The organism is Streptomyces sp. NRRL WC-3742, from assembly GCF_000720635.1.
Lineage (GTDB): Bacteria > Actinomycetota > Actinomycetes > Streptomycetales > Streptomycetaceae > Kitasatospora.
In genome coordinates this window covers 12,012-24,771 of the sequence record NZ_JOCF01000069.1, presented here as the reverse complement: position 1 = coordinate 24,771, position 12,760 = coordinate 12,012, and the positions used below count along the sequence as shown (strand labels likewise).

Here is a 12,760-nt window from a genome sequence, read left to right as displayed (position 1 = left end):
GTAAAACCAGCTCTAGCCTCTCTGACATGGGGAAACGCAGCCGCACGGCCTCAGCAGCCGCTCAGAGGGCGTACACCGTAGAAGCCGAATGGACCGCCGCCGACCTGGCCCAGCTTGAGGAGTTGAAGAGAGCCGAGGCCGCCATTCCGGAGGACGCTCCCCGGGCCCTGCTGTCAGTCCGGCTGTCCGTACTGACAGAAGACACGACCTCCCCCGTGCGCCAGGAGCTCGACCTTCGCAGGGAGGCACTGAACCGGGGCTGCCGCGTGGTCGGCGTCGCCAGCGACCTCAACGTCTCCGCCACGAAGGTCCCGCCGTGGAAGCGGAAGCAACTGGGCGAGTGGCTGAACGACCGGGCGCCGGAGTTCGACGTCCTCCTGTTCTGGAAGCTCGACCGCTTCATCCGCCGGTTGTCCGACCTCAACACGATGATCGACTGGGCGTTGAAGTACGGGAAGAACCTGGTCTCCAAGAACGACCAGATCGATCTGACCACGGTCGTCGGGAAGATCATGGTCACGCTGATCGGTGGCATCGCCGAGATCGAGGCCACCAACACCAGCACTCGCGTGACGAGCCTCTGGGACTACGCGAAGACGCAAGGTGACTGGCTGGTGGGCAAGCCCACCTACGGATACGTCACCGGCGAGGACGAAAACGGAAGGGTCGTCCTCTACGTAGATGACGACGCCCACAAGGCCCTGCACTGGTGTCGGCGCATGGCCAGAAGAGGGGTCTCTGCCACACGGATGGTCAAGGTCCTGAAGCGCTCGAAGCTGATGGGCGACAAGCTCACGACCTCCACGTTGCTCAGCCGACTGCGCAACCCTGGCCTGAAGGGGTACCGCGTCGAGGTCGAGATGAAGGGGCGCGCCCGCCGGTCAAAGCTCGTCCTGGACCAGAAGGGCAAGCCCATCAGGGTGGCACCGGCCATCTTCACGGACGACGAGTTCGACGAGTTGCAAGCCGACCTCGACAAGCGCAGCAAGAAACAGCCTGCGCGCCAGTCCGGCGGCGCCACAAAGTTCCTCGGCGTCCTCACCTGCGTCGACTGCACGACGAACATGACTGTCAAGAGGTACGAAAACGCGTACGGCCCCTACTCCTACATGCGCTGCCAGAAGTGCAAAAGCGGCGGACCCGGCATCCCGAACCCTGAGGTGGTCTACACCAAGGTGGTCATGGATGTTCTCTCCGTCCTCGGCGACGAGCCAGTTCAGGTCCGAGAGTACGCACGGGGTGCCGAAGCCCGCGCCCAGGTGGCGCAGCTTGAAGAGTCCGTCGCCTACTACATGAAGGAACTGGAACCTGGTGGCCGGTACACAAAGACTCGATTCACACGCGAGCAAGCGGAGCAGACGCTCGACAAGCTGATCACCGAACTCGGGGAGATCGACCCCGAGACCACCGAAGACCGGTGGGTGAACGTGGCAAACGGCAAGACGTTCCGGCAACGCTGGGAAGAGGGCGGCACCGAGGCCATGTCTGCCGATCTCCTACGGGTCGGCGTTCGATGTGAGGTCACCCGCACCAAGGTGAAGGGCCAGCGTGCACCCGCAGTGAAGCTGAGGCTCATGATCCCCAAGGACTACCGAGAGCGCCTGATCGTCAAGGAGGACCACTTCGCGAGCGAGCTCTGACGCGGGGCAGCCAGCCCGAACGGCGGAACAGCATGCGACAGGCCCCGGCAGTGGATCGGGGCCTGTCGCTGTCAGTGCTTGGCTGGGTCGTACGGCTCTTCGTTGCCGTCGTTGTCCACGATGACGATCTCGCTCCAAATGGCCTGTCCCCGAGCCTGCCCCGTCGCTCCTGCCTCCCCAGTAGAAGCAAGAGCGCTGGCCGCCGCATCTGACAGGCCAGGACCGGCGGTCATGACGCGTCCCTACTCACGCCGGAACGCCTCGCACATTCGCGGACCATCTCCCGGTTGGTGGCGAGGTCCTCGGCGATGCCGACCGCGATGAGTGCTTCGGCGGGGGTGTGACCAGTTCCGGCAAAGCGCCAGGCGGATTCGGTGGTGGTGTCGTTGTCCCAGTCGGAGTACAGGACCGGGGCACCGGCGAGGGTGCGGGCGTGTTCGGCGCGGTCGCTTCGGAGCCGGGTGTAGGTGGTGGAGTAGGCGTGGGTCTTAGTGAGGCAGTGGCCCCGGTAGCCGAGCATGTGGGCCCAGGTGCGTAGCCGCAGGTGTTCGAGTTCGGGGAGTTCGCCGAGGCGCCAGGCGGTGGTGATGAGTGCCCGGATATGCGGGGTGACGTGGAGGGCTCGGATCTCGGCGAGGGTGGTGATGCGTCGGTCGACGGCGCCGGCGGTTTCGGCGCTCTTGCTGGTGTACTTGGCGACGTAGGCGGCAACCGCGTCGTCGGTGAGGCGTCCGCCGTCCCCGCCTGTGAGGGGGTGGGCGTCGAGTTGGGTGCCGAAGCTGAGCCGTCCGTCGCCGTACGCGGCCGATTCGGGGCGCGGCAGGGCTACGGCGGCAGCTGCGGAGTGAACCGTGTCCAGCAGGAGATCCGCTGTTGCCCAGGGCGGGGGTGGGGTGGTCGGACCGTCGGGGCCGTCGAAGCGGATGACGGCGTGGAAGTGGACGGCGCCGCGCTTCTGGTACTCGGTGACCTTGGCGGTCGAGACCCTGATGAGCTTGCGGATCGCTGTGCGGCCGACGCCGGTCCGGGCGGCAACATGGTGGTAGAGGTTGTCGCGGAACGCCTTCCACAGCGCCGGGGCCGACGCGTTCCACAGGACATGACCGGGGTAGTCGTAGCAGCCGGCGCAGAGCGGCTGTCCGATGAGCGGGTCAGTGTCCGGGTGTGCCAGGCCGCAGCCGTGGCGACCGCCGTGTTCGCATGAGCGACGCCGGATGGGGTGGCAGTCGCCCGTGCGGTGGACCGGGCCGAAGGAGGGTGCGGTCAGGGTGACGAACAGTCGGGGGTGGGTGCGGACCGTCTCCGGGACGCCTTTGCCGCCGGTGAGTCCGGCGCGGACGAGGTGGAAGGTGTCGCCGCTGTGTTCGCGTGAGCAGGACGGGCAGCGGGTGGCGCGGCGGTTTCGGCAGCGGACGGCGAGGCGGCCGCCGGGTTCGGTGGCGGTCGAGTAGTGCCGCAGGACTTCACCGGTCTGGCCGTCGAGGGTGGTGGTGTGCCCGGTGAGGTAGACCGGTTCGGCGCAGCCGCCGGTGGCGCGGATCTGTTCCAGCCAGCGGTTCAGGTCCGGCATCTCGCCCAGGCGGACGAAGTCACGTTCTATCGGCGGCAGTTGGCGCAGCCGCGCCTCCCGGTTGAGGAAGGCGCGGCGTGCGGTGGGGTCGGTGTAGGGGTTGGGGCCGGTGGCGGTCATGGTGGGTGTCTCCAGGGCCAGGGGTTGCCGGGCCCCGGCCGGGCCAGACTGCTATGCCTGGCGCGGCCGGGGGTGGCGTTGGGGCGGGTGGAGGGGGCCCGGCGGATCGGGGTGCGGGTCGGTCCGCCGGGGGTGGTTGGGTGGGTTGGCACGGTGGTCACGCCTTTCAGGTGGTGGTGTGGGTGAGGCCCTGGACGATCCAGGTGACGGCGTAGACGATCGGGTCGGTCCAGCCGATGCGGTCGAGGTAGATGGCGAGCACGCCGACCAGCAGCACCTGCCAGAAGCGCAGTTCGCCGGAGCGGACCAGGAGGAAGGTGGCGAGGGCGAGGAAGGCGATCAGGATGAGGGCGGTGCCGTTGCTCATCAGAGGTAGACCCCTTCGGTCGGCTCGTCGACGTGCAGGCCGGGCCAGGCGGGGGCGAGGCAGGCGTACTTGCGCGCGGCGCGTCGGGCCTGGTCGGGGGTGACGTGGATCGAGCGGGCGCGGAGCCACTGGCCGTCGGTGTCGGCGGTGATGGCGACGCCCTGTTCGGCGAGGGTGATGCGCTGAGCGGCTTCGAGGGCGTCCTTGCTGAGGTCGCCGAGAGCCATCTCGGCCGTGCCCGCATCGCTGACCCGGTGGCAGATCCGGCCGGCCAACTGCGCGCGCAGGGCTGTGACGCCGGGCCCGAGGTCGGAGCCGACGCGCTGACCGGCGATCACCAGGTGGATGCCGAGGGCGGCGCCGAGCTGCGCGAGCCGCAGGAGGTTTGTGGAGATCTCCCCGACTTCCGCCTTGTCCTCCCGCGTGGCCATCAGGTACAGCTCCGCCACCTCGTCGACGATCACCACGACGGGCAGCTTGCGGAGCTTGGCGGGCAGGTCCCAGATCGACCGAGCGCCGACCGAGCGGCACAGCTGCATGCGTGCTTCCGTCTCGGCGACCAGTTCGGCGAGGAGCCGCGCGGCTTCCGTCCGGGTGGAGGCCAGCGCGGATAGCCGGTCCTCGAAGAGCGAGAGTTCCATGCCGCCCTTGAGGTCGATGCCGAACAGGGCGACGCGTTGCGGGGCGAGTTCCTTCACCAGGGAGGCGATGAGGGTGGATTTGCCGGAGCGGGTGGCGCCGACGATCAGCCAGTGCGGAGCGCGCCGGAAGTCGATCACCCACGCGCGGCCGTCCTCCAGCAGCCCGACGACCGCCCGCAGCACGCGCTGTTTCAGCTGGTACGGCACCACCGGCGCGCGCAGCGGGTCCCAGGCCAGCGCGGACAGGGTGACGAACCCGCGCTCGTCGGTGAACAGCCGGACCGCGTGCACCCGCCAGGCGTGCGTGAGCGCTTCGGCTGCGGACAGGAAGTGCTCCGGCACCTGCCCGGGGTGCAGCCGCACCTTCACGTCGAGACCACCACGCCGCAGCTTGGGCACACCGAGGCGGGGCGGGATCGGCTTGAGGGGATCACCCCTGACCACCAGGTCCCCGAGCAACGCCCGCCCCGGACGCTTGGCGACCGCCAGGCCGAGGTTCGTCGTCAGCCGCCGCCACGTGAGACGGACCCTGATCACGGTCACCGGGTAGCCGATCAGGCACCACCACGCGTAGGGGTAGCTGCGCCGCAGCCCCGGGGCGATGGGCAGCAGGATGAGCACGGCGGCGAGCAGGGTCAGCCAGATCAGCTGAGCGAGGATCACGGCCGCCCCCCGTTCTCGATCGCCGTGTTGTGGGCCACGGTCTCCAGGTCTCGGGCCTGGTCGGCGGCCTTGTTCGCGAGCCCGGCGATGTGGTCGAAGAGCTGGGCGCCGTCCTCGTCCCGGCCGAACGGGTCGACCTCTTCGGCCAGGTCCCCGAGTTCGCGCAGCAGGCCGCGCAGACGTACGCGGGTCGCACCGCTCATCAGGCGTCGCCGCCCTTGCGCGAACCCGTCGCCGGGGCGGCGGCGGGGATGGGGGTGATGGCGTCGGCCCGGAACGAGAGGCCGTGGCGGTCGCCCATCGCCCAGGAGAACGCCGTCAGGCCGGTGACGTGCACCCGCACGCCCTCGACGACGCCGACCGGCTCCCCGGACACGCTGATCTCGATGATCGAGGCCCGCCGGCCGTCCTGCCTCACCGCGACTCCGACCGTGTACACGGTCTGCCCCTCGCGGTCCTTGCGAACCTCTCCGGTCTCGCGGTTGGCGATCCGCACTTCCGGGGCAACGATGCAGGTCATCGTGCCGAGCCTGGTTCCGTCCACGGGAATGGACTGCATGAGCGCACGCTCCTAGAGCGCAAAGGCCGTTTAACGTCCGTCGTCAAACGTACTTACCTTTGCGCTTTTGATGATGCCCACCTTGACGCCCCGGCGCAAGCGATTCATGCTTACGTTTAACGCCTAGCAACTGACGACAGACCTACAGATGCCGCCCGACCAGGGCAAACGACCACACGCGAACCTCGAAAACACCACGACACACACGACGGCGGGCCTCCCCCGGCGCCCGCACCAAGGGGCCAACACCATGGCGATCATCCGGAACGAGGCACTGCACAAGCAGGTGGCCGCAGCGATGCGACAGGCGATCGCCACCGGCGAGTGGCCCCCCGGCACGCAGCTGCCCACGGAAACCGATCTCGCCCAGACCTACGGCGTCTCCCGTCCCACCGTCCGCCTCGCCGTCGCCGCCCTGCGCAGCGAAGGCCAGTTGGACGTGAAACAGGGACGCGGCACCTTCGTTCGCCCCACCGTCCACGGGCCGTCCGGCGCTGTGGAGCGCACCGTCACCCTCCGGGCAGGTGCCTACGAGACGCCCACCGACACGTGGTTCGGGCACGGCGAGGAACCGACCGTCTACCGCACCCGTACGGACCTCACCGCCTCTCTCCTGCTGGACCTGGAAGAGGGCGAGGCGTCGTTCGCCTGTGACCGCCTGATCACCGACCCGTCCGGCGACGGCCGCGCCCTTCACCGCCTGCTGCTCCCGATGGAACGCATCACGGGCACCCCTCTGGCGCAGGAGCCCGGGGTCACACCGGCACAGGCATACGCGACGCTGGCCGCCGCCGGGCACGACGTGGCGTGGCGCGATCGGGTCAGCGCCCGCATCCCTCAGCCCGACGAACGCGAAGCCCTCCGTCTGTCCGAGGCCGCTGTCCTGCTGGTCATCCACCGCGTCACCTACGACCGGCTCTCCGGCCTGCCCCTGATCCTCGAAGAGACCAGGCTCGGCGCCGAGACCACCGCCGTGACCTACGACATCGAGGCCGCCAAGTCCAAGCGCACCAGCCGAACGGCCAAGGCTGCGCACTGACTGGCCTGTTCACCGATCGGCCCCCACTTCTGGACCAGGGGGCGGGGGCTGTCGCAACTTGCCTTCACTTACTCAAGCGGCGGCGCGTCCGCGCCGCCGGCGGCCCCAGCCGCCCCGGCCGGGCGTGCGGCCTTGCGGCCGTTCCGGGCCGGGCGGCTGGCCGCCTGCGAGGTACAGCCCACTCAAGGGTGAGGGCGCGCAGGCCCGTTCGCCGCACGGGTGGCTGGGGTGGCCGGCCAAGGGAGGCTTTACGCACCTTGCCGGGCCGGGGCCCGCGCCGGGCAAGGACGGGGGGCCACTCGGCCAAATTGCGGTCAGGCCCAAAAGCCCTGACCGAGTCCGCAGCAGCTTACGGCCCCCCGACCATGCCCGACCCCAACCCCGCAAGGACACCGCCCAAAGCCTCCCCCAACCGGCCACGCGCACCGGCTCCCCGCCCACCGGGCCCGGTCAGGTCGGCTCACGGCGCACGTTCGCGGCCAGACGCATCAGTGCCTCCAAGTGAAGCCAGCCCGCCGTCACACCTTCCAGGCGCACCACCGGCCTGCCCTGGGCGTCGGTGTCGGCGATCGCCCGCAACTGTGACCGCTCCACACCACCGGCCGCCAGCAGCGCGTTCAGCTGGTCCGCCGCCTCGCGCGCGACCCGCCACCCGGCCGCGTAGTCCACCCCCGGCAGCCACACCCACGAGTCCGGGTCGAGGCTCGCCGCCAACTCCGCACCGAAGTCGTCGTCCCCGTCCAACTGCGCTTCAACTCCCTTGATCTACAACCGAACCGGCCATCGGTACGCACACATGCCGAGGAGCCCGATACCATCGGCACCGGGTTCCGACCCACCGGACCACCCCTTCCCCGCCAAGGTCACGGGGTGGTCCGGCACGTCTTCAGTTGTCCCTGATCAAGTCAGGTGCGGAGGTCCCGCGCGGTCTCTTCCTCGCCCCGTCCGAAGATCCGCTGGAACAGCAACTCCTCGCACAGTTCGGCTATCGGGTCGTCCTCAACTCCCAGCCGATCCCGCCGGATTCGGTACAGCAGCCGCAAGCGAATCTCGTCCGCGTACCCGGTTTCGGCGCACCACTCAGCCGTGATACGGTGCGCGGCCCGCCGCCCCGGCGAGATGGCCCGCATCGGCCGGGAGAACTGGCCATGGAGCAGCCACCAGACCGTGACCCGATCCCACCAGGCCAGCAACCGACGGCGGTTCACGGCGACACCGAACGCTCGGCCGGGTACAGCAGGACCACGGTCGGGGTCAGGTCGAGGAAGGCCAGCGCCCGCACCTCCCCGTACGTCGCGAGCCGATGCCCGACGGACTGCACGGCCGACGGCCCGAGTAGTTCCTCGAAGTACTTCCACTGTTCCTCGTCGAGGGGCAGGGCGCGCAGCGACCCCAGGAGCGCCGCCAACGCGTCCGACAGACGGGAGAACCGCGCGGGCCCCGTCACTCCCCGGATCTCCACCAGCACCGGGAACGGGTACGGCGAGACGCCGTCAGCCCCCGCACCGCCGGCCGAGGCCGCGCCCATGGCCGCAGGGCCCCTGTCCCGCGCGGGCGTCATCACGCCGACACCTCCCCGGTACGGCGCGGGTGCCGCTTGTGGACACCAACGGTCTGACCGTTGACGACGATGTACCGGGCCGCCGCTTTCCGCAGCCCTGCACCGCAGTAGAAGCACCGCGCCACCGCCGCCCCGGACGCCCGCTTGTCTCCCATCACTCACCGCCTTCCGGGCCCACCAGGGCCCAAACGATCTTTCCAATGCCTTCCGGCCGGGCCGTGCAGCCCCATTCCACGGACAGCGCCTCGACCAGGCGCAATCCGCGTCCTGAGCTGTCGTCCGGGCAGACGGCCCGCCGGATGGCGGGCTTCTCGCTGCTCGCGTCGTGCACCTCGATCCGCAGGTGCCCGGATGTGCTCTCGAAGCGCACCGCGATCCGCCGTCCCTTGGGCACTCGGGCGTGCAGGACCGCATTGGTCACCAGCTCGGAGACCACGACTTCGCAGCTGTCGACGAGGTCGAAGCCGCCCGGAACGTCGTGCAGGAAGTTCTGCAGCTGCCACCGCGCCTCACCGACCGACCGCCGGTGGCGGGGCAGCCAGAAGGCCACCCACGGGCCGGGCGCGGACGCCGACTCCCCCGCCGATGTACCCGCCTTGTTCACCACATCTGCCCCAACCCTCGCCTGACTCGTCGGCCCGTGAAGCAGCACGAACCCTCCGTTTCAGACAACACCGCCAGGCCGTACGGGAGTAATCTCGTAAAGGGTGTTGAACCGTTGTGAATGGTCGTCAGACCGCCGACAGGGGAACGATCTTGAAGACACCGAACGCTCAACTCGCCGACTGGTTGGGACGAACCGGCTGGTCGCTCGGAGAACTCGCCCGCCGTGTTCGCTCGAAGGCTGCCGAGGGCGGCCACGGCCACATCTCGTCCGACCCGTCCAGCGTCAAGCGCTGGCTCGACGGCCAGACTCCCCGCTGGCCCGTGCCGGACATCCTGTCGGACGTGTTCTCATCCCACTTCGGCTACCGCGTCACCGCGTACGACCTCGGACTTGAGAAGTCGTCCGTCGCCGACCGGGCCCTTGTCTACAACCAGTCCTATCCCGCTACGGTGGAGGCAGTTGCAGACCTAGGGAGGGCCGACGTGGATCGACGGATGTTCCTGACCGGATCGACATTCGCTGTTGCGGCAGCAGTCGGGCCGTCCCGTGACTGGCTGCTCCAGACACTCGACCAGGCACCGAAGCCCGGCCGGCGGGTCCAGCTCGAAGACGTGACCGCTGTGAAGAACATGTTCGGCGCGTTCCAGCAGATGGACATCTTCCAAGGCGGCGGCTCAGGCCGCCTGGCACTCGCCGCCTACATGAACGAGCACGTGTTCCCGCTGCTGCGGGAGACCCACACCGAAGAGATCCGCCGAGCCCTGTCCGAGGCCGCCGCAGAACAGACCTACCTGCTCGGATGGATGGCGTACGACAACGGCGAGCACGGACCGGCCCAGCGGTACCTGATCCAGTCCCTCCGCCTCGCCGAGGAGTCCGGGAACCCAGCGCTCGGCGCTCACGTGCTCGCCGGTATGGCCGATCAGGCCACGCTGCTCGGACACCCGGACGAGGGCCGCAGGCTCGCCCAGGCCGGGCGTGCGGGTCTGTCCAGGAGCCCGGAGTCCCACGCCTGCCTAGCGGACCTTTGGGCACTCGAAGGCCGCGCGCTGGCCAAGCTGCGGGAGACGCGCGCAGCCGCTCAGGCGGTCGCAGCGTCGGAGAAGGCGTACGAGAATGTCCAGCTCGACAACGAAGCCGAGTGGGCCCGTTTCATCGATCCCGCCTATCTGAACGGCGAGCACGCGCAGACGTTCCAGGACCTGAGCGACCCCGCCGAGTCCGAGCGGTACGCCCGCCTGTCGATCGACCACGCCAGGGCCCAGAAGCGGGCCCGACGCGGGGCCATGTCTCAGGCCGCGCTCGCCGTGTCCCACCTCCAGCGCCGAGACCTCGAAGCCGCCCACGCGGCCGGCCTCCGGACCCTCTCGCTCACCGGCCAGGTCAAGTCGTCCCGCGCCGTCGAGGCCGTCCAGCACCTCAAGCAGCAGATGGTGCCCTTCGGCCGCCACGCCCTCGTGGCCGACTTCAATGAGCGGGCGCGCGGAGTGCTCGCAGCCTGATCAACACCGGATGCTTCATCGGGCCCTCTCCCGCGCCGGGGGGAGGGCCCGATCGACAGGTAGCAACCGACAGCCACCGGCCATCGCCCGAAGGTGAACAACCCCAGCAAGCACAGGAGCCCTCCCCGAGAGATTCGGGGAGGGCTCCTGTGGCGTTCAAGGGGTCAGACCCACTCGATCGAGGACTCGATGCCCGAGGTGCTCCGGGCGGCGGGCAGAGGGGTCCTCTGGCCGCCTTGCCGGGCCTCCCTGGGGGCGGGGGCGGGCCCGCCCGGGGCGTGGCTCATGCCGAGCGCGCCCAGAACGAACTCCCGTTCACCCTCAGGGAGGCTGTGAATTAAGTCACACAACTCACTCACCGTGTCACCCATGGGTCAGCTATTTCTGCTGGTCAGCGCCGTTGACGACCGTCAGCGGAAGCAGCTTCTTGCCGGTCGGACCTGTTTGTACCCATGTCCCCATCTGGGGACACACGCCGCAGTCGAAGCAGGGGGTCCAGCGGCAGTCGTCGACCTCGACCTCCTCGAGGGCGTCCTGCCAGTCCTCCCAGAGCCAGTCCTTGTCGAGGCCGCTGTCCAGGTGGTCCCAGGGGAGGACCTCCTCGTAGGTGCGCTCGCGGGTGGTGTACCAGTCGACGTCGACGCCGGTGCCGGTGAGGCCCTTCTCGGCGCAGGCCATCCAGCGATCGTAGGAGAAGTGCTCGCGCCAGCCGTCGAAGCGGCCGCCGTCGTCGTAGACGGCGCGGATGATCGCGCCGACGCGGCGGTCGCCGCGGGAGAGGAGGCCCTCGATGATGCCGGGCTTGCCGTCGTGGTAGCGGTAGCCGATGTTCTTGCCGTACTTGCGGTCGCCGCGGATGGAGTCGCGCAGCTTGGCGAGGCGGGCGTCGGTGGCCTCGGCGGACAGCTGCGGGGCCCACTGGAACGGGGTGTGCGGCTTGGGCACGAACCCGCCGATGGAGACGGTGCAGCGGATGTCGTTCTGGCCGGTGACCTCGCGGCCCTTCTGGATGACGTTCTTCGCCATCTCGCCGATCTGGAGGACGTCCTCGTCGGTCTCGGTGGGCAGGCCGCACATGAAGTACAGCTTCACCTGGCGCCAGCCGTTGCCGTAGGCGGTGGCGACGGTGCGGATGAGGTCCTCCTCCGACACCATCTTGTTGATCACCTTGCGCATGCGCTCGCTGCCGCCCTCGGGGGCGAAGGTGAGGCCCGAGCGGCGCCCGTTGCGGGACAGCTCGTTGGCGAGGTCGATGTTGAAGGCGTCGACGCGGGTGGAGGGCAGCGACAGGCCGATCTTGTCCTCGGCGTAGCGGTCGGCCAGGCCCTTGGCGACCTCGCCGATCTCGGTGTGGTCGGCGCTGGAGAGCGACAGCAGGCCGACCTCCTCGAAGCCGGTCGCCTTGAGCCCGCGCTCGACCATCTCGCCGATGCCGGTGATGCTTCGCTCCCGCACGGGGCGCGTGATCATGCCGGCCTGGCAGAAGCGGCAGCCGCGGGTGCAGCCGCGGAAGATCTCGACGGACATCCGCTCGTGGACGGTCTCGGCGAGCGGGACGAGCGGCTGCTTGGGGTAGGGCCACTCGTCGAGGTCCATGACGGTGTGCTTGGACACCCGCCACGGCACGCCGGGGGCGTTCGGCACGACGCGGCCGATGCGGCCGTCCGGCAGGTACTCCACGTCGTAGAACCGCGGCACGTACACGCCGCCGGTACGGGCCAGGCGCAGCAGCACCTCGTCCCGGCCGCCCGGGCGGCCCTCGGCCTTCCAGGCGCGGACGATCTCCGTGATGTCGAGGACGGCCTGCTCGCCGTCGCCGATCACGGCGCAGTCGATGAAGTCGGCGATCGGCTCCGGGTTGAAGGCGGCGTGGCCGCCGGCCAGGACGATCGGGTCCTCGTCGGTGCGGTCCTTCGCCTCCAGCGGGATGCCCGCGAGGTCGAGCGCGGTCAGCATGTTGGTGTAGCCGAGCTCGGTGGAGAAGGAGAGGCCGAACACGTCGAACGCCTTCACCGGGCGGTGCGCGTCGACGGTGAACTGCGGGACGCCGTGCTCGCGCATCAGCGCCTCGAGGTCGGGCCAGACGCTGTAGGTGCGCTCGGCGAGGACGCCCTCGCGCTCGTTGAGCACCTCGTAGAGGATCATGACGCCCTGGTTGGGCAGGCCGACCTCGTAGGCGTCGGGGTACATCAACGCCCAGCGGACGTCGCAGGCGTCCCAGTCCTTGACGGTCGAGTTGAGCTCGCCGCCGACGTACTGGATCGGCTTCTGGACGTGCGGGAGGAGGGCCTCCAGGCGTGGGAAGACCGATTCGACAGTCATGTACTAGGAACCCTTACGACGTGATTCGGTGCCGCTGGCCGGCACGGGAGGGGTGACCCTCAAGGGTAGCCCAATCCCGTGGACGACCGACCGGGCCCCCGAACGGCCCCCGGGCGCCCGGAGCGTGCCCGCGCTGCGCCCCGGAGCGCCCGCGCCGTCCTGGCAGGGC

The 12,760-nt window shown here is 69.4% G+C and carries 13 protein-coding genes; 3 read left to right on the top strand and 10 right to left on the bottom strand.

The genetic code is table 11. From position 1 onward, the window contains the following. Positions 1-26: 26 nt before the first annotated feature. Complete coding sequence (locus IH61_RS0131330; protein ID WP_031076048.1) at positions 27-1,640, top strand: recombinase family protein; 1,614 nt, start codon at positions 27-29, stop codon at positions 1,638-1,640. A gap of 229 nt (positions 1,641-1,869) precedes the next feature. Here the strand turns inward: IH61_RS0131330 and IH61_RS0131325 are convergent, their stop codons facing one another. From IH61_RS0131325 to IH61_RS0131305, 5 genes are all read right to left on the bottom strand, one after another. After that, positions 1,870-3,330, bottom strand: a complete 1,461-nt coding sequence (locus tag IH61_RS0131325) for a replication initiator (RefSeq protein WP_031076046.1) — start codon at positions 3,328-3,330, stop codon at positions 1,870-1,872. Between the two features lie 166 nt (positions 3,331-3,496). After that, the gene (locus IH61_RS0131320) at positions 3,497-3,697 is read right to left on the bottom strand and encodes a hypothetical protein (protein ID WP_031076044.1); all 201 of its coding nucleotides are present in this window, start codon (positions 3,695-3,697) and stop codon (positions 3,497-3,499) included. Next, positions 3,697-4,998 (bottom strand): FtsK/SpoIIIE domain-containing protein, encoded by a 1,302-nt coding sequence (locus IH61_RS0131315; protein WP_051838415.1) that lies wholly within the window; start codon positions 4,996-4,998, stop codon positions 3,697-3,699. The genes IH61_RS0131320 and IH61_RS0131315 overlap by 1 nt, the downstream gene beginning before the upstream one ends. Further along, the gene (locus IH61_RS0131310) at positions 4,998-5,204 is read right to left on the bottom strand and encodes a hypothetical protein (protein ID WP_031076040.1); all 207 of its coding nucleotides are present in this window, start codon (positions 5,202-5,204) and stop codon (positions 4,998-5,000) included. The genes IH61_RS0131315 and IH61_RS0131310 overlap by 1 nt, the downstream gene beginning before the upstream one ends. Beyond that, complete coding sequence (locus IH61_RS0131305) at positions 5,204-5,560, bottom strand: hypothetical protein (RefSeq protein ID WP_031076038.1); 357 nt, start codon at positions 5,558-5,560, stop codon at positions 5,204-5,206. The genes IH61_RS0131310 and IH61_RS0131305 overlap by 1 nt, the downstream gene beginning before the upstream one ends. Before the next feature lie 250 nt (positions 5,561-5,810). Here IH61_RS0131305 and IH61_RS0131300 point away from each other — a divergent pair, with 250 nt between their 5' ends. Next, a complete protein-coding gene (locus IH61_RS0131300) occupies positions 5,811-6,599 on the top strand; it encodes a GntR family transcriptional regulator (RefSeq protein WP_031076035.1) in 789 nt (262 codons plus the stop codon). A gap of 450 nt (positions 6,600-7,049) precedes the next feature. On the opposite strand, the gene IH61_RS41810 is transcribed toward IH61_RS0131300, so the two are convergent. The 4 genes from IH61_RS41810 to IH61_RS0131280 all read right to left on the bottom strand — a co-directional run bounded on the left by IH61_RS41810 (position 7,050) and on the right by IH61_RS0131280 (position 8,767). After that, positions 7,050-7,343, bottom strand: a complete 294-nt coding sequence (locus IH61_RS41810; protein WP_051838409.1) for a hypothetical protein — start codon at positions 7,341-7,343, stop codon at positions 7,050-7,052. A gap of 161 nt (positions 7,344-7,504) precedes the next feature. Next, complete coding sequence (locus tag IH61_RS0131290; protein ID WP_158845487.1) at positions 7,505-7,807, bottom strand: hypothetical protein; 303 nt, start codon at positions 7,805-7,807, stop codon at positions 7,505-7,507. Then, complete coding sequence (locus IH61_RS0131285; RefSeq protein WP_158845484.1) at positions 7,804-8,160, bottom strand: hypothetical protein; 357 nt, start codon at positions 8,158-8,160, stop codon at positions 7,804-7,806. The genes IH61_RS0131290 and IH61_RS0131285 overlap by 4 nt, the downstream gene beginning before the upstream one ends. A 154-nt stretch (positions 8,161-8,314) precedes the next feature. After that, positions 8,315-8,767, bottom strand: coding sequence for an ATP-binding protein (locus IH61_RS0131280; protein ID WP_234327410.1), 453 nt, complete (start codon positions 8,765-8,767; stop codon positions 8,315-8,317). A 149-nt stretch (positions 8,768-8,916) separates the two neighbouring features. Here IH61_RS0131280 and IH61_RS0131275 point away from each other — a divergent pair, with 149 nt between their 5' ends. Further along, the gene (locus tag IH61_RS0131275; RefSeq protein ID WP_031076023.1) at positions 8,917-10,269 is read left to right on the top strand and encodes a hypothetical protein; all 1,353 of its coding nucleotides are present in this window, start codon (positions 8,917-8,919) and stop codon (positions 10,267-10,269) included. A 378-nt stretch (positions 10,270-10,647) separates the two neighbouring features. Here the strand turns inward: IH61_RS0131275 and IH61_RS0131265 are convergent, their stop codons facing one another. After that, positions 10,648-12,591, bottom strand: a complete 1,944-nt coding sequence (locus IH61_RS0131265; protein WP_031076019.1) for a TIGR03960 family B12-binding radical SAM protein — start codon at positions 12,589-12,591, stop codon at positions 10,648-10,650. Between the last annotated feature and the right edge of the window lie 169 nt (positions 12,592-12,760).